Source organism: Luteimonas viscosa (genome assembly GCF_008244685.1).
GTDB lineage: Bacteria > Pseudomonadota > Gammaproteobacteria > Xanthomonadales > Xanthomonadaceae > Luteimonas > Luteimonas viscosa.
This window is the reverse complement of record NZ_VTFT01000001.1, coordinates 3220669-3236721: the sequence shown is the minus strand read 5'-3', so window position 1 is coordinate 3236721 and position 16053 is coordinate 3220669. Positions and strand designations below refer to the sequence as shown.

The 16053-nt window shown below is 70.2% G+C and carries 12 protein-coding genes; 2 read left to right on the top strand and 10 right to left on the bottom strand.

Annotated elements, in window-relative coordinates; translation table 11 throughout:
- Positions 1-45 precede the first annotated feature (45 nt).
- On the top strand, positions 46-735 hold the full coding sequence (locus FZO89_RS14350) for a DUF502 domain-containing protein (RefSeq protein ID WP_149103892.1): 690 nt from the start codon (positions 46-48) through the stop codon (positions 733-735).
- 135 nt (positions 736-870) lie between these two features.
- Here the strand turns inward: FZO89_RS14350 and FZO89_RS14345 are convergent, their stop codons facing one another.
- The 10 genes from FZO89_RS14345 to FZO89_RS14300 all read right to left on the bottom strand — a co-directional run bounded on the left by FZO89_RS14345 (position 871) and on the right by FZO89_RS14300 (position 14628).
- Positions 871-3441 (bottom strand): TonB-dependent receptor, encoded by a 2571-nt coding sequence (locus FZO89_RS14345; RefSeq protein ID WP_262378670.1) that lies wholly within the window; start codon positions 3439-3441, stop codon positions 871-873.
- 113 nt (positions 3442-3554) lie between these two features.
- Positions 3555-4673: an acyl-CoA dehydrogenase family protein gene (locus FZO89_RS14340; protein ID WP_149103891.1), complete on the bottom strand. Its 1119-nt coding sequence runs from the start codon at positions 4671-4673 to the stop codon at positions 3555-3557.
- A 12-nt stretch (positions 4674-4685) separates the two neighbouring features.
- A complete protein-coding gene (locus FZO89_RS14335) occupies positions 4686-5861 on the bottom strand; it encodes an acyl-CoA dehydrogenase family protein (RefSeq protein WP_149103890.1) in 1176 nt (391 codons plus the stop codon).
- Positions 5862-5875: 14 nt separating this feature from the next.
- Positions 5876-6838 (bottom strand): SDR family oxidoreductase, encoded by a 963-nt coding sequence (locus FZO89_RS14330; protein ID WP_222928124.1) that lies wholly within the window; start codon positions 6836-6838, stop codon positions 5876-5878.
- Complete coding sequence (locus tag FZO89_RS14325; protein ID WP_149103889.1) at positions 6835-7632, bottom strand: SDR family oxidoreductase; 798 nt, start codon at positions 7630-7632, stop codon at positions 6835-6837. Before FZO89_RS14325 ends, FZO89_RS14330 begins: the two co-directional genes overlap by 4 nt.
- An 11-nt stretch (positions 7633-7643) precedes the next feature.
- Positions 7644-9473: an acyl-CoA dehydrogenase gene (locus FZO89_RS14320; RefSeq protein ID WP_149103888.1), complete on the bottom strand. Its 1830-nt coding sequence runs from the start codon at positions 9471-9473 to the stop codon at positions 7644-7646.
- 5 nt (positions 9474-9478) lie between these two features.
- A complete protein-coding gene (locus tag FZO89_RS14315; RefSeq protein ID WP_149103887.1) occupies positions 9479-10657 on the bottom strand; it encodes an acetyl-CoA C-acyltransferase in 1179 nt (392 codons plus the stop codon).
- A gap of 8 nt (positions 10658-10665) precedes the next feature.
- A complete protein-coding gene (locus tag FZO89_RS14310; RefSeq protein WP_149103886.1) occupies positions 10666-12777 on the bottom strand; it encodes a 3-hydroxyacyl-CoA dehydrogenase NAD-binding domain-containing protein in 2112 nt (703 codons plus the stop codon).
- Positions 12778-12832: 55 nt separating this feature from the next.
- A complete protein-coding gene (locus FZO89_RS14305) occupies positions 12833-13891 on the bottom strand; it encodes a phosphotransferase family protein (protein ID WP_149103885.1) in 1059 nt (352 codons plus the stop codon).
- Positions 13888-14628: a 2-phosphosulfolactate phosphatase gene (locus tag FZO89_RS14300; RefSeq protein ID WP_187471165.1), complete on the bottom strand. Its 741-nt coding sequence runs from the start codon at positions 14626-14628 to the stop codon at positions 13888-13890. The genes FZO89_RS14305 and FZO89_RS14300 overlap by 4 nt, the downstream gene beginning before the upstream one ends.
- 188 nt (positions 14629-14816) lie before the next feature.
- Between FZO89_RS14300 and FZO89_RS14295 the strand changes: the two genes are divergently transcribed.
- Complete coding sequence (locus FZO89_RS14295) at positions 14817-16052, top strand: acyl-CoA dehydrogenase family protein (RefSeq protein ID WP_149103883.1); 1236 nt, start codon at positions 14817-14819, stop codon at positions 16050-16052.
- Position 16053: the final 1 nt, after the last annotated feature.

The following is a 16053-nucleotide window of genomic DNA, read 5'->3' as shown; positions in this document are numbered from 1 at the left end:
CCGGGCCAGCGCGGCGGAGGGATCGCGAGCCGGTAAGATCGGCGCATGTCTTCCCCCCCTTCACTGGCGCAGCGCCTGCAGCGCCTGTTCCTGACCGGACTGCTGACCCTGCTGCCGATCTGGCTGACCTGGGTGGTGGTCAAGTTCGTCTTCGTGCTGCTGTCGGACATGAGCCGGCACTGGGTGGGGCCGCTGTCGCACCAGATCGCGGCGTGGTTCCCGAGCGCGCTGGGCTGGATCAACGCCGATTCGGTGCAGGCCACCATCGCGATGGTCGCGACGCTGGTGCTGATCCTCGCGGTCGGCTGGCTGGCGCGGCGCGTGGTCGGCCAGCGCCTGCTGGGCTGGGTCGAAGCGCTGGTGCAGCGCATCCCGCTGGCGAACGTGATCTATTCCAGCGCGCGCAAGCTGCTCGACATCCTGCAGACCAAGCCCGACGGCACCCAGCGCGTGGTGCTGATCGACTTCCCGCACGACCAGATGAAGTCGGTGGGCTTCGTCACCCGCGTGATCCGCGAGCAGGGCACGGGTCGCGAGCTCGCAGCGGTCTACGTGCCGACCACGCCCAACCCGACCTCCGGCTACCTCGAGATCGTGCCGGTGGAGAAGCTCACGCCCACCGACTGGACCGTCGACCAGGCGATGAGCTTCATCATCAGCGGCGGCGCGGTGGCGCCGGAAACGATTCCGTTCGAGGCGCCGGGGCGCGATCGGGGGGCGGCCGCGGCCCCCTGAGAACCGCGAACGCCGCGAGCGCGCATCGTGCGCATCGCGCGCCAAAGCCTTGCACCATCTCGTCCGCAGCGCTCCGTCCGCCAGTGGACGCAATGCGGCCGCCCTCTCCCGGCGGCCGCACGCGCCCCTCCCCGTTCAGTACATCAATCGCAGCGTCACGCCGTAGGTGCGCGGCGCGCCGAGGAAGGCATTCCAGGAACCGGTCTGGATCGGCGCATCGAAACCGACTTGGCTGTAGGTCTCGTCGGTGAGGTTGCGTCCCCACAGTTCCACCGACCAGCGCCGGTCGCGCGCGCCCAGCACCAGTCGCGCATCGACCAGGGTGTAGGCCTGCTGGAACTTCTGCGGGTCGAGGTCGGAGCCGGTGTTGTGGTCGCCGGTGTAGCGCGCGCCGAGGTAGGCGCGGCCGATCAGGCGCTCGGCGATGTCCCATTCCCAGGTCGCCGATGCGTTGGCCTGCCAGCGCGGCATGAAGCCGGGGGTGGCGCCGGGCAGCAGCGCCAGGTCGGCATCGGGCAGGAGGTCGTCGCCGAACCGCGCCCGCAGGTACGTCGCGCCGCCCTGCAGGGAGAGCCCGTCGACCGGCGTCTGCCACATCAGGTCGAGGTCGAGGCCGTGGCTGCGCAGCTCGGGGATCGAGCGCACCACGTAGCTGGTGCCGATGAAGCTGTTGAGCTGGAAGTCGCTGAAGGTCTGGTGGAACAGCGCGGCGTTGAACAGCAGGTTGCCGCCGGCCAGCGTCGACTTGGCGCCGATCTCGTAGCTGTCGACGAACTCGCCCGGGAACGAGGTGTCGTCCACCGGGGTGATGCCCGCCGCACCCGAAGAAAGTCCGTTGGCCGACTGCACGCGGTCGAGGTTGAAGCCGCCGGCCTTGTAGCCGCGCGCCGCCGAGGCATAGGTCATCAGCGTATCGCTCCAGCGGTAGGAGGCGCGCAGCGTGCCGGACCACTCCTCCTCCTCGCGCTCCTGCCAGGTCTGGCGGCCGTGGTGCTGCACGTTGCTCCACGGCAGGCACATGTAGCCGATCACCGTGGGCACCAGCGCGGCGATGTAGGGGCCGGGCACGCCGCGCCCGGCAAGCGCCGCGCCGACCTGCGCCGGATTGGTGAGGCCGTTGAGGCAGCCGACCCCGCCGTTCGGGTTGGCGTAGGTCGAGGCCAGCTGCTTGCGCTCGCGGGTGTATCGCGCGCCGAACGTGACATCGAGCGCGTCGCTGGCGTGCCAGACGTTGTTGGTGAACAGCGCCGTGCTGCGCGCGTTCTGCTCGAAGTGGTCGTGGCTGCCGGGGCCGACGAAGGTGGTGCCATAGGGTCGGCCGGCCGCCTGCGACAGGAACAGCGCGGGGTTGGCGGTATCGACCAGCCCCGGCGGGAACGAGGCGGCGATGTTGCTCAGGAGTGCGATCGACAGGTAGGGCTCGTACGCCGGCCCCATGCTGATGCTGTCGTTGCGCACCAGGTCCTCGTCGGCGTAGAACACGCCCGCCATCCAGTCGATTCTCTCGCCCGAGCCGGTCAGGCGCAGCTCCTGGCTGAAGGTCTCGAAGCCGACGTCGTTCTCGCCCTCGCCGTAGAACCTCGTCCAGATCGGCGCGGTGGTGAAGTCGAGGTCCTGGGCGCCGATGTTCTTCCATTCGCGGGCGGCGGTGATCGAGGTCAGGGTCGCGTTGCCGAGCCACGGCATGTCCCAGTCGACCTGCGCCGACACGCCCTTGTCCTCGACCGACTGGCGGGTGATGTCGTTGCCGTAGGCCAGGCGCCGCTCCGGGTCCGGCACCGGGATCACCGCGTTGCCGCCGACCAGCGCATTGACGATCGCGGCGGTCGGGCCGCGGGTGGTGGTCACCGCCGCGCAGCATTCCTCGTCGCGATTGGCGTAATCGGCGATCAGGCGGATGCGCAGGTCGTCGTTCGGTTCGAACAGCAGCTGGCCACGCAGCGAATGGAAGTTCTGGTCGCCGTCCTCGCGGCTGGTGCGCGGTCCGCCGCCGGTCTCGACGTCCATGAACCCGTCGCGCACGCGCTTGACCGCATGCACGCTGAAGGCCACGGTGTCGCTGAAGGCGTCGTTGTAGCCGGCGGCCACGCCCATCGCGCCGTAGTTGCCGACGGTCATCTCGGCCTCGGCAGCCTGGTTGAAGCCGGGGCTGCGGGTGGTGATGTTGATCAGGCCGGCCGAGGTGTTCTTGCCGAACACCGTGCCCTGCGGCCCCTTGAGCACCTCGATGCGCTCCACCGGGCCGAGGTCGCCGAAGCCGACGCCGTTGCGCGGGCGGTACACGCCGTCGATCACCACGCCGACCGACGACTCGAGGCCCGGGTTGTCGCCGACAGTGCCGACGCCGCGGATGCGCACCGTGGTCTGGCTCTCGGAACTGGTGCTGCTGACGCTCAGGCCCGACACCAGGGTCTGCATCTCCTTGATGTCGCGCGCGCCGGCGTCCTGCAGGAGTTGCTCCGGCAGCACGCTCATGGTGATGGGCACGTCCTGCAGCGCTTCCTCGCGCTTCTGCGCGGTGACGATCAGCGCGTCGAGCGTGGTCGGTGCTTCGTCGCGTGCCGGTTGCGCCTGCGCTTGCGGTTGCGACTGCGGGCCCGTCTCCTCCTGCGGTCCGGCGTCCGCGTGGGCGTTCGCGGCCACGCTTCCCAGTGCGAGCGCGACCGCCCAGGCCAGCATGTCGTGGTGCGTCGTGTTGCGGTTCATGGATCTACCCTCCCGTAGTACCCCTGATGGAGGAGCCGTGTCGGCCGCGGTATCGCCGCGCCCCCGGATCCCTGTTGTTTGTCCTTGTGTGGTGTCGCGATCGTCCTTCGCTTTCAGGCGGCGTCCGCCTGCGCCGCTTCCCGGTAGCGGCGCAGGTGTTCGTCGGTGGTCCCCATGCGCAGCTCGAAGGCGAGCAACCGTTTGAAGCAGTGGCTGACGTCGAGCTCGTCGGTCATGCCCATGCCGCCATGCAGCTGGATCGCCTCCTGGCCGACCCGGCGCGCGGCCTGGCCAACGATGACCTTGGCAGCGGAGACCGCTTCGCGTCGCGATGCCGGATCGTCCTGCAGGCAGGCCGACGTGGCGCAGTAGGTCATCGAACGTGCCTGCTCCACCTGCATGTACATGTCGGCCATGCGGTGCTGCAGCGCCTGGAAGCGCCCGATCGGGGTGCCGAACTGGGCGCGGTCGCGGGCGTACTGCACGGTCGCGGTGAGGATCCGGTCGAGCACGCCCAGCGCGTCGGCGCACAGCGCTGCGATGCCGCGATCAAGCGACTGCTCCAGCGCCGCCGTTGCATCGCCTGCGCCCAGCCGCGCATCGGGCGGCAGTCGCGCATCGAGCGCGATGTCGGCGGCGCGCTGGCCATCGAGGGTGCGAACGGCGCGCAGGTCGACGCCATCCGCCCCGCGCTCCACCACGAACACGCCCACACCGTCGTCGCAGCGCGCGGTGACCAGCAGCCAGTGCGCCATCGGCGCGTGGTAGACGCAGGCCTTGCGACCGCGCAGGTGCCAGCCCTCGCCTTCCGAAACCGCGGTGGTCTCCAGCGGCGCGTCCCAGCCATCGCCTTCCTCGTGCGCGAGCACCGCGATCGCCTCGCCCGAGCCCAGCGCATCGAGCAATTGCCCGCGACGTTCGCCCTGCGCCAGCAGCGACACCACGCGCGTGGCCAGCACCGCGCTGGAATGGAACGGTTCGACCAGCAGGCCCGCGCCGGTCGCCTGCGAGACCAGCATCGTGCCGACCGGTCCCGCGCCGATGCCGCCGTCGTCCTCGTCGATATCCAGCGCCAGCAATCCGAGTTCGGCGAGTTCGGCCCAGGTCCGCGGCGACCAGCCCTCGTCGCCGGCGATGATCCGCGCGCGGTGTTCCAGGCCGTAGCCCGATTCCAGGTAGCGCCGGATCGAGTCCTGCAGCATCTGCTGCTCTTCGGTGAAGGCGAAATCCATGCGTCGTGGCCGTCAGAGTTTGAGGATGGTCTGCGCGATGATGTTGCGCTGGATCTCGTTGGACCCGCCGTAGATGCTGAGCTTGCGCAGGTTCATGTACTGGGCCGCCGCGCGCGGCACGTCCTCGCCGTCGCCACCGACGTCTTCTTCGTAGGCCAGCGCCCTGGCGCCCAGCGCCTCGACCTGCAGTTCGCTGATCCGCTGCAGGATCTCGGTGCCGCGGATCTTGAGCATCGAGGCTTCCGGTCCCGGCGCCTGCTGCCGGGCTTCGGCGAAGATCACGCGCAGGTTGGTGACTTCCAGCGCCTTGAGTTCGAGTTCCACCTGCGCGATGCGGGTGGCGAACAGCGGATCGTCGATCAGCGGCGCGCCCTCGCGGCGGCATTCGCGCGCCATGCGCCGCAGCCGCGCCAGTTCGCGGCGGCTGGCGCCGACGCCGGCGATGTTGGTGCGCTCGTGGCCGAGCAGGAACTTGGCGTAGGTCCAGCCGGCGTTCTCCTCGCCCACCAGGTTCTCCACGGGCACGCGCACGTTGTCGAAGAACACCTCGTTGACCTCGAATCCGCCGTCGAGCAGCTTCGTCGGCTGCAGGCGGATGCCCGGCGTCTTCATGTCGACCAGCAGGAAGCTGATGCCGCGCTGCGGCTTCGCGGCCGGATCGGTGCGCACCAGGCAGAAGATCCAGTCGGCATGCTGGCCGAGCGTGTTCCAGGCCTTCTGGCCGTTGACCACGTAGTGGTCGCCGTCGCGCTCGGCGCGGGTCTTGAGCGAGGCCAGGTCGGAGCCGCTGCCGGGTTCCGAATAGCCCTGGCACCACCAGTCGCTGCCGTCGAGGATCCTTGGCAGGAAGCGCTCCTTCTGCGCCTGCGAGCCGTAGCGCATGATCACCGGCGCCACCATCTTCAGGCCGAACGGGAGCTGGATCGGCGCATCGGCGGCGGCGCATTCGATCTCGAACAGGTACTGGCGGGTCTTGTCCCAGCCGGTACCGCCATGCTCGACCGGCCACATCGCCGCGGCCCAGCCATGGGCATGCAGGATCCGCTGCCAGCGACGCAGGTCGTCGGAGACATTGCGATCGTCGCCGCGGCGGACGCGGTCGCGGATGTCTTCGGGCAGGTGCGCGACGAGAAACGCACGCACCTCGTCGCGAAAGGCGACTTCTTCGGGGCTGAAGTTCAGGTCCATGCGTTCTCCGTGGTTCAGGGTGCGCGCAGCGCGTCCACCAGCTGGCCGCGCAGTTGCGGCAGCGCGGCGTAGGGATCGGGCGGCGCCTGCCCGGCGAGCAGCGCTTCGTTGCGCGCGCGCACGCCGTCGAGCGCCTGCGGATGGGGAAGGATCCAGAAGCGGCGCTCGGCGATGGCGTCGAAGGTCATGCGCGCGACCTCGGCGGCCGTGAGCCGTGCCGAGGCCACGGCCTTCTCCACCAGCGCGCGTCCGACTGCCGCGCCCCGCGTCTGCGCCGCTGCCGCGGCCGGGCGGTTGCGGTCGGACGCAGCGATCCCGGTGCCGACCCACGACGGGCACAGCACCGAACAACCGATCCGGTCGGTCACCAGCGACAGGTCCTGGTGCAGCGTTTCCGCCAGCGAGACCACTGCGTGCTTGGCGACGTTGTAGGGGCCGGTCAGCGGCGGATCGACCAGGCCCGCCATCGAAGCCGTGTTGACGATGTGCGCGCGATAGCCGGCGTTCTCGCGGGCCTCTTCCAACATCCGCGGTACGAACGCGCGCAGGCCGTGGATCGTGCCCCACAGGTTCACGCCCAGCACCCATTCCCAGTCCTGCACGCTGGCTTCCCACACCAGGCCGGTGCAACCCACGCCGGCGTTGTTGAACAGCAGGTGCACCGCGCCGTAGCGCGCCCAGGCATCGTGCGCCAGCGCGTGCATGGCCTCGCCGTCGGTCACGTCGAGGCGGCGGTGCATCAACGGCGCGCCGATGGCTTCCAGCTCGGCGACGGTGGCGCCCAGGGCGTCCGCCTGCACGTCGACCAGCACCAGCGCCATGCCCTGGCGCGCGGCATGGCGCGCGAACTCGCGGCCGAAACCCGAGCCGGCGCCGGTGATCACCGCGACCTTGCCGCGCAGGTCGCCCATGCCCGGTGTGTCCGTGTGCGACGCCCCCGGCTTCGACGTGCCGATGTTCGACGAGCCGGTGCTCATACCGCGGTATATCCGCCGTCGACCGCGAGGACCTGGCCGGTGATGTGCGCGCCGGCATCGGAGGCGAACAGCAGCGCGGCGCCCTTGAGGTCCTCGTCGCCGCCCAGTCGGCGCAACGGCGCGTTGCCCATCAACGCGTCCTCGCCGAGCGCGTCGATCACGCCCTGGCTCATCTTCGAGGGGAAGAACCCCGGCGCGATCGCGTTCACGGTGATCCCCTGCCCGCCCCACTCCGCCGCGAGCGCGCGCGTGAGGTTCACGACAGCACCCTTGGAGGCGTTGTAGGCGATGGTCCGGAGCGCGCCGCCGGCGTTGCCGCGCAGGCCGGCGATGGAGGCGATGTTGATGATGCGACCGCCGCCGCGCGGCAGCATCGAGCGTTTGGCGACCTGTTGCGTGAGCACGAACAGCCCGCGCACGTTGAGGTCGAACACCTTGTCCCAGGCTTCGAGCGGATAGTCGGCGGCGTCGGCGCCCCAGCTCGCACCGGCATTGTTGACCAGGACGTCGACCTGCCCGAACGCATCGAGCACCGCGGCGACGAGCTGCGACACCGACTCCGGCTTGCCGACATCGGCGGCGAAGGCCTCGGCGCGGACGCCGCGCCCGCGCAGGTGCGCCAGCGCCGCGTCGAGTTCGTGCTGCTTTCGCGCGGAGATCGCGACGGTGGCGCCGTAGTCCCCAAGTGCTTCGGCGATCTGCAGGCCGAGGCCGCGCGAACCTCCGGTGACCAGCGCGACGCGGCCATCGAGGTCGAACAGCTTGCGTCCGGGTCGCGCAGTGTCGTCGTTCATGTCGTGCTCCTTCAGAACCATGCGTCGCGCATCGCCAGCGCGGTGTCGTCGTTGTCGGCCAGCCGGTCGAGCCACGCATCCACGCGCGGCAGTTCCCACTGCATGAACCAGCGCGCAGCCTGGCGCTTGCCCTGCGCGAAGTCGTCGTCGCGCGTTCCCAGCGCCAGCGCCTGCCCCAGCCAGACCCAGGCCACGGTGACGTGGCCGAAGGCTTCGAGATAGGGCGTCGCGTTCGCCAGCCGCGCGACCGGATCGGGCACGGCGAGCAGCTTCGCGGTGACGTCGCGCAAACGCGCCAGTCGCGTCGCGAGCGCATCTGCCCAATCGGTGTGAATCGATGCGCGACCGCGTGCAATCTCCGATTCCAGCAACGCGCAGTACGCGTCGAACGCGGCACTTTCATCCATCGCCACCTTGCGCCCGAGCAGGTCGATGCCCTGGATGCCGTGCGCGCCTTCGTGGATGGCGTTGAGACGGTTGTCGCGCCAGAACTGCTCGACCTTGTAGTCGCGCGTGTAGCCGTAGCCGCCGTGGACCTGGATGGCGAGGTCGTTGCCGGCCAGACACCACTGCGCCGGCCAGCTCTTGGCGATCGGGGTGAGGATGTCCAGCAGGCGTTCGCGTTCGAGCGCCGTCGCGGCGTCGCCGGCCTCGCGCGCGATGCGCGCCTCGTCCACCAGCTTCGCGCAGTACAGCACCAGCCCGAGCCCGCCTTCGGCATAGCACTTCTGCGCCAGCAGCATCCGGCGCACGTCCGCGTGCGCGACCAGCGGTACCTGCGGCTGCGTGGGGTCCTTGCCCGCGGGCCCCGGCAGCCGCCCCTGCGGGCGGTTGCGCGCGTAGTCGAGCGCGTGCAGGTACGCGGTGCAGCCCAGCGCCGCCGCACCGAGGCCGACCCCGATGCGCGCCTCGTTCATCAGGTGGAACATGCAGGCCAGTCCAGCGCCCGGCCTGCCGACCAGGTAGCCGATCGCGCCCGCACGGCCACCCGGCGTGTGGCGGCCCTCGCCGAAATTGAGCGCGCAGTTGACGGCCGCGCGGTACCCCAGCTTGTGGTTGAGTCCGGCGAGGCTGACGTCGTTGCGTTCGCCCGCGCCACCGTCCGCACGGGGAAGCGAGCGCGGCACGATGAACAGTGAGATCCCCCGGGTGCCCGGCGGCAGCTTGCCGTCCGCATCCGGCACCTTGGCCAGCACGAGGTGGACGATGTTGCCGAGGATCTCGTGCTCGCCGCCCGAGATCCACATCTTGCGACCGGCCAGGCGGTACTGCGGCCCCAGCTGCGAATCGCATTCGAATTCGGCTCGCGTTGTGATGTCGGACAGCGACGAGCCCGCCTGCGGTTCGGACAGGCACATGGTGCCGGTCCATTCGCCGCGCAGTTGCGGCAACGCGAACGCCTCGATCTGCGCAGGCGATCCATGCGCCAGCAGCAGCGAGGCGTTGCCGATGGTCAGCGCGGGATACGCGCACGCGCCGATGTTGGCCGCGTACAACCCGGCCAGCGCCGCCTTCTCGATCACCACCGGCAGCTGCATGCCACCGACCGCATCGTCCTGGGTCGCGGCCAGCAGGCCACTGTCGGCGAAGGCGCGCACGGCCTGCGCCACCTGCGGCAACACCGCGACGCGTTCGCCATCGAACTGTGGCTCCTGCCGGTCCGCCGCCTGGTTGCAGGGCGCGAACACGTCCGCGGCCAGGCGCTCGCAACTGTCGATCACCGCATCGAACATCTCGCGCGAGTGCGCCGCGAAGCGCGGCGCCTGCAACAGCGCCTCCACGCCCAGCCAGTCGTACAACTGGAAGCGCAGGTCTTCGCGCGAGATCAGCAGGCTGGTCATTGCCGTCAGAGGACCTCGAACAGCCCGGCCGCGCCCTGCCCGCCGCCGACGCACATGGTCACGACCACGTGCTGCACGCCGCGGCGCTTGCCTTCGATCAGCGCATGGCCCACCAGCCGTGCGCCGCTGACGCCGTAGGGATGGCCGACCGCGATCGCACCGCCGTTGACGTTGAGCCGCTCGTGCGGGATGCCGAGCCGGTCCATGCAGTACAGGACCTGCACCGCGAACGCCTCGTTGAGTTCCCACAGGCCGATGTCGTCGACGCCGAGGCCGGCGTTCTTCAACAGCTTCGGCACCGCGTGGACCGGGCCGATGCCCATCTCGTCGGCCTCGCAGCCGGCGACCGCAAAGCCGCGGAACGCGCCCAACGGTTGCACGCCCCTGCGCTGCGCCGCGTCGACAGACATCAGCACGCAGGCCGATGCACCATCGGAAAACTGGCTGGCATTGCCCGCCGAGATCACGCCGCCGCGCACCGCGGTGCGGATCTTCGACACGCCTTCGTAGTTCGTGTCGGCACGGATGCCCTCGTCGGCCGACAGCGTGACCTCGCGCGTGCCCATCGCCCGGGTGACCGGGTCGGCCACGGCCATGCGCACCGTGATCGGCACGATCTCGTCGTCGAAGCGACCGGCGGCCTGCGCGGCGGCGGCACGTACCTGGCTCTCCACGCCGTAGCGGTCCTGGCGCTCGCGGTCGATGCCGTAGCGCCTGGCGACGTTCTCGGCGGTGTGCAGCATCGGCATGTAGATCGCCGGGTAGTGCCGCTGCATCCAGGTGTCCTCCAGCATGTGCTGGTTGATCGTGTTCTGCACGGTGGAGATGCACTCCACGCCGCCGGCGACGAACACCTCGCCCTCGCCGGCGACGATGCGCTGCGCGGTCTGCGCAATGGCCTGCAATCCCGACGCGCAGAAGCGGTTGACGGTGGCGCCGGGCACGCTGGCCGGCAGCCCGGCGCGGATCGCGACCTGGCGGGCGATGTTGCTGCCGGTCGCGCCCTCGGGCCAGGCGCAGCCCATCACCACGTCCTCGACCTCGGCAGGCTCGATGCCGGCGCGCTCGACCGCGTGGCGGACCACGTGGCCGCCGACCGTGGCGCCGTGGCTCAGGTTCAGTGCGCCCTTCCAGCTTTTGGCCAGCGCGGTGCGCGCGGTGGAGACGATGACGGCTTCTTTCACTGCGGACCTCATGCGGCGACGGCGCGCGGACGCGCGACCGGATCATTGAAGGCGCGGCCGGACTCGGCCAGTTCGAGCAACAGCGGTGCCGGTTCCCAGGCGTCGCCGCGATGGCCGCGCGCGTAGCGGCGCATCGCCGCCAGCACGTTGTAGAGGCCGACCTGGTCGGCATGGAACATCGGCCCGCCGCGCCACACCGGGAAGCCGTAGCCGGACAGGTAGACCATGTCGATGTCCGAGGCGCGTGCGGCGATGCCTTCCTCGAGGATGCGTGCGCCTTCGTTGACCAGGGCGTACACCAGCCGCTCGACGATCTCGTCGTCGCCGATCTCGCGGCGCTCGATACCCTGGGCCTGCGACTGCGCGACGATCATCGCCTCGACCTCGGCCGAGGGATGCGGCGTGCGGTCGCCCGGCACGTAGTCGTACCAGCCCTTGCCGGTCTTCTGGCCGTAGCGGCCCATTTCGCACAGCAGGTCGGCATTGCGCGCATAGACCATGTCGGGGCGTTCGAGATAGCGGCGCTTGCGGATCGCCCAGCCGATGTCGTTGCCGGCCAGGTCGCCCATGCGGAACGGACCCATCGCGAAGCCGAACGCTTCCATGGCCCGGTCGACCTGCTGCGGCAGCGCGCCTTCGTCCAGCAGGAAGCCGGCCTGGCGCGAGTACTGCTCGATCATGCGGTTGCCGATGAAGCCGTCGCAGACGCCCGAGACCACCGCGGTCTTGCGGATCCGCTTGGCCATCGCCATCGCGGTCGCCATCACGTCCTTCGCGGTCTGCGCGCCGCGCACCACCTCCAGCAGGCGCATCACGTTGGCCGGACTGAAGAAGTGCAGGCCCAGAACGTCCTGCGGGCGCGAGGTGAAGGCAGCGATCCGGTCCACGTCCAGGGTCGAGGTGTTGGTGGCGAGGATCGCGCCAGGCCTGGCCACCGCGTCGATCCTGCCGAACACCGATTGCTTGACCGCGTAGTCCTCGTACACCGCCTCGATGACCAGGTCGGCATCGGCCAGCACGGCGTAGTCCAGCGACGGCGTCAGCAGGGCCATGCGCTGGGCGACCTGTTCGGCAGTCAGCTTGCCCTTCTTCGCGCTGTTCCCGTAGTTGCGGCCGATGGTCGCCACGCCGCGATCCAGTGCTTCCTGCGTGGTTTCGACCAGCGCCACCGGGATGCCTGCGTTGAGGAAGTTCATGGCGATGCCGCCGCCCATGGTGCCGGCACCGACGATGCCGACCCTGTCGATGGTTCGCGGCCGCACGTCCGCGCCGATGTCGTCGATCTTGCCCGCGGCGCGCTCGCCGAAGAACGCATGGCGCAGCGCCCGGGATTCAGGTGATTCGACCAGCACGGTGAAGCCTTCGCGTTCGATGGCCATGCCTTCGTCGAACGGTTTCAGTGACGCGGCCACCGCGTCCACGCAGCGCAGCGGCGCCGGGAAGTGCTTCGATGCCGCGGCCACGCCCATGCGTGCCCAGGCCAGGAAGCCCTGGGCGTCGTCGTGTTCCACCTTGCGGTCGCGCATGCGCGGGTGCGGTCCACCAGCGACGATCTTCCCGCGAAGCACCTCGACGGCCGCTTCGACCGGATCGCCCTCCACCACCTGGTCGAACAACGCGGTGCCGGCCAGCTTGCCGGCAGCGACCGGCGCGCCGGACACGATCATGTTCAACGCCGCCTCCAGCCCGACCGCGCGCGGCAGCCGCTGGGTGCCACCGGCACCGGGCAGGATGCCGATCTTCACCTCCGGCAGGCCGACTTCGGCCTCCGCGTGGGCGACGCGGTAGTTCGCGCCGAGCGCGAGTTCCAGTCCGCCGCCGAGCGCGGTGCCGTTGATGGCGATGCACACCGGCTTGGCGCTGTCTTCCACCGCCGCGATCAGGTCGTGCAGGTTGGGCGCCTGGGTCGCGCGCGGCGTGTTGAATTCCTTGATGTCGGCGCCGCCGGAAAACACCCGGCCGCCGCCGGTGATGACGATGCCCTGGATCGCGTCGTCGGTGTTGGCCGACGCCAGCGCTTCGGCCAGGCCGCGGCGCACGTCGAGGCCGAGGCCGTTGACCGGCGGGTTGTCGAAGGTGATGACGGCGATGCCGTCGCGCGAAGTACTGGTTACCGCCATGGTGACTGTGCCTTGCCGTGGGAGAGAACAGCGGAAATCGGGGCGCGCATCGCGTTCATGCACCGCCCTGCGCGCGCCGCGCGAAGCGCCAGCCGAGTTCGGCCAGCATCGGCGCCTGGGCCGCGAAACGCGGCGCGTCCGGATCGGTGGCCATGCCGGCGCGCGCGCGCGCGCCCACGCCCTGCAGGATCGCGGCCAGCCGGAACAGGTTGTAGGCCAGGCAGAAGTCCCAGTGCGCGCCGGCATCGCGCCCGGTGCGCCGCTCGTACGCCCGCACGTAGGCGCGCTCGTCGGGGATGCCCAGCGCATCGAGGTCCAACCCGCCGAGCCCGGTGAGGAAGCCCGGCGTGATGTGCCAGCTCATCACGTGGTAGGCGAAATCGGCCAGCGGATGGCCGAGCGTGGACAACTCCCAGTCGAGCACCGCGAGCACGCGGGGCTCGCCCTGGGCGAACACCAGGTTGTCGAGGCGGAAATCGCCATGGACCAGCGCCACCGGCTCGTCGTCCTCGTGCGGCACGTGCGCCGGCAGCCACGCGATCAGGCGATCCATCGCGTCGATCGCGCCGTCGCGGCTGGCCGCGTACTGGTGCGTCCAGCGGTCGATCTGGCGGGCGAAGTACCTGCCGCCACGACCGAAGTCGCGCAGGCCGAGCGCATCCACGTCTAGCCCGTGCAGGGCCGCGATCGCGGCGTTCATCGCGTCGTAGTGCGCGGCGCGACCTTCGCGCGACTGGTCGGGCATCGCCTGCTCGCGGAAGATCTCGCCATCGGCGAAATCCATGACGTAGAAGCCCGCGCCGATGACCGATTCGTCCTCGCACAGTACGTGCACCGCCGGAACCGGCACGCCGCTGCCGACAAGCGCCTGCTGCACGCGGTACTCGCGTTCGATCGCGTGTGCGGACGGCAGCAGCCGATCGCGCGGGCCGGGACGCGCGCGCAGCACGCAGTCGCGTTCGGCGGTGCGCAGGCGCCATCCGGGATTGGAGCGACCGCCGTGGAGCCGGTCGACCTGCAACCCGCCGCCGAAACCTTCCAGCCGTGCCTGCAGCCAGGCCTGCAGCCGCGCCGCGTTCGCCTCGACCGCGGGAAATGGCGAGGGGCCGCTCATGCCGCCGCCCTCACCAGCACGCCGTCGCGCAGCACCGGTATCACCTCGCAGCTGTCGCAGTCGGCGGCATGCGCGATCTCCTGTTCCAGCCCCGCCCCCGCGAGCATGCGGCCGACGCGCGAGCCGGCCAGCGCGGCGCCCGGTTCGACGCCCAGGCTGGCGAACTCGGCGCCGAGCGCGGCATCGGTGGGCGCGTACTCGGCGCAGCGGCGCAGCGCGCGCGCAAGATGGCCGGCGCCGACGAAATCCTCGACACAGAAGCGCCCCAGCGAGCCCGCGCAGACCAGCAGGACCGGCATGCCCGGGTGTTCGCGCGCGATGTGTCGCGCGAGCGCGGCGGCATTGGTCAGCGCGCCCGCGTACACGGCGGCGGCGGCGCGGCAGGCGGCGATGGCGCGGGTGCCGTTGGTCGTGAAGTACACCAGCTCGCCACCCTCGTGCAGCCGTGCCGCCAGCGCCAGTGGCGTGGCCGGGGCGTGGTCCGGCAGGGTGCGCGCAAGGTATTCGCCGGCCACGACCGCATCCGGCCGCAGCCGTGCGGCCTGGCGGGCATCGTCGTCGTCGCTGGCGGGATAGACGGCGGCCAGTCCGGCGCCCAGCGCGCGGACGATGGTCGAAGTGGCGAACAGCACGTCGATCACCACGACCACGCGCCCGCCCAGGCGTTCGGGATCGATGTCCTCGCGCCGCACGAGCAGGTGCAGGCTGGGCGGTCGTGGCGGGGTCGCATTCGTCACTTTAATTCCGTAATATGGAACTTAATTCTGTAATTCGGAATAATCTAGCCTGCCGCCGCAGACCCTGCAAGCGCCGAGCGTGCTGCGACGCACAAGATATTTCCTGATTTTCAAATGCTTGCACTCTTGGCTCAGGCGGAAGTAGGATCCTACAATTCATGGAACTACGTTTCGTTATACGGAACTTTATGGATCTCACCCCCTCGCCCCACGCCCAGGCCCTGCACCAGCGACTGCTGGACTTCCTGCAGCAGCAGGTCTGGCCCTGCGAAGCCGAGCACGCCGCGGAAGAAACGAGTGCGCGCGCCGCCGGCAATCCCTGGCAGGCCAGCCCGCTGGTCGAAAGGCTGAAGGACCAGGCCCGCGCACAGGGGCTGTGGAACCTGTTCCTGCCGGGGTCGCCACGCGCGCCGGAGGGCCTGTCCAACCTCGACTACGCCCCGCTGTGCGAGCTGATGGGGCGGGTGCACTGGTCGCCCGAGGTGTTCAACTGCAGCGCCCCGGACACCGGCAACATGGAGGTCCTCGCCCGCTACGGCGACGAGGACCAACAGGCCCGCTGGCTCGACCCGTTGCTCGATGGCCGCATCCGCTCGGCGTTCCTGATGACCGAACCGGCGGTGGCGTCCTCCGATGCCACCAACCTCGAATGCGCGATCCGCCGCGACGGTAGCGACTATGTGATCGACGGCCGCAAGTGGTACGCCTCCGGCGCCGGCGATCCGCGCTGCGCGGTCTACATCGTCATGGGCATCACCGACCCCACGGCGGACAGGCACCAGCGCCACTCCATGGTCCTGGTGCCCGCCGATGCGCCGGGCATACGCGTCGAGCGCGCAATGGACGTGTACGGCTACGACGACGCGCCGCACGGCCACATGCAGGTGGCGCTGGACAACGTGCGGGTGCCGGCGTCGAACATGTTGCTGGGCGAGGGCCGCGGCTTCGAGATCGCGCAGGGGCGGCTCGGTCCGGGCCGCATCCACCACTGCATGCGCGCGATCGGCGCCGGCGAGCGCGCGCTGGAAGCGATGTGCCGGCGCCTGGCCTCTCGCCATGCGTTCGGGCGTGCCGTAGCGGAGTACTCGGTCTGGCGTGAGCGCATCGCCCAGTCCCGCTGCCTGCTCGACCAGGCGCGGCTGATGGTGATGAAGGCCGCGCGGATGATGGATACCGTGGGCAACAAGGCCGCGCGCGCCGAGATCGCGATGATCAAGGTGATCGCCCCGCAGGCCGCCGAGCAGGTGATCGACTGGGCGGTGCAGGCGCACGGCGCGGCCGGCGTCAGCCAGGACACCTTCCTGGCCAGGGCCTGGGCGCACACGCGCACCCTGCGCATGGCCGACGGCCCCGACGAAGTGCACCGCGAGGCGATCGCGCGGATCGAGCTGAAGAAGTACGCCACGACGCAGGGAGATCGCTGAG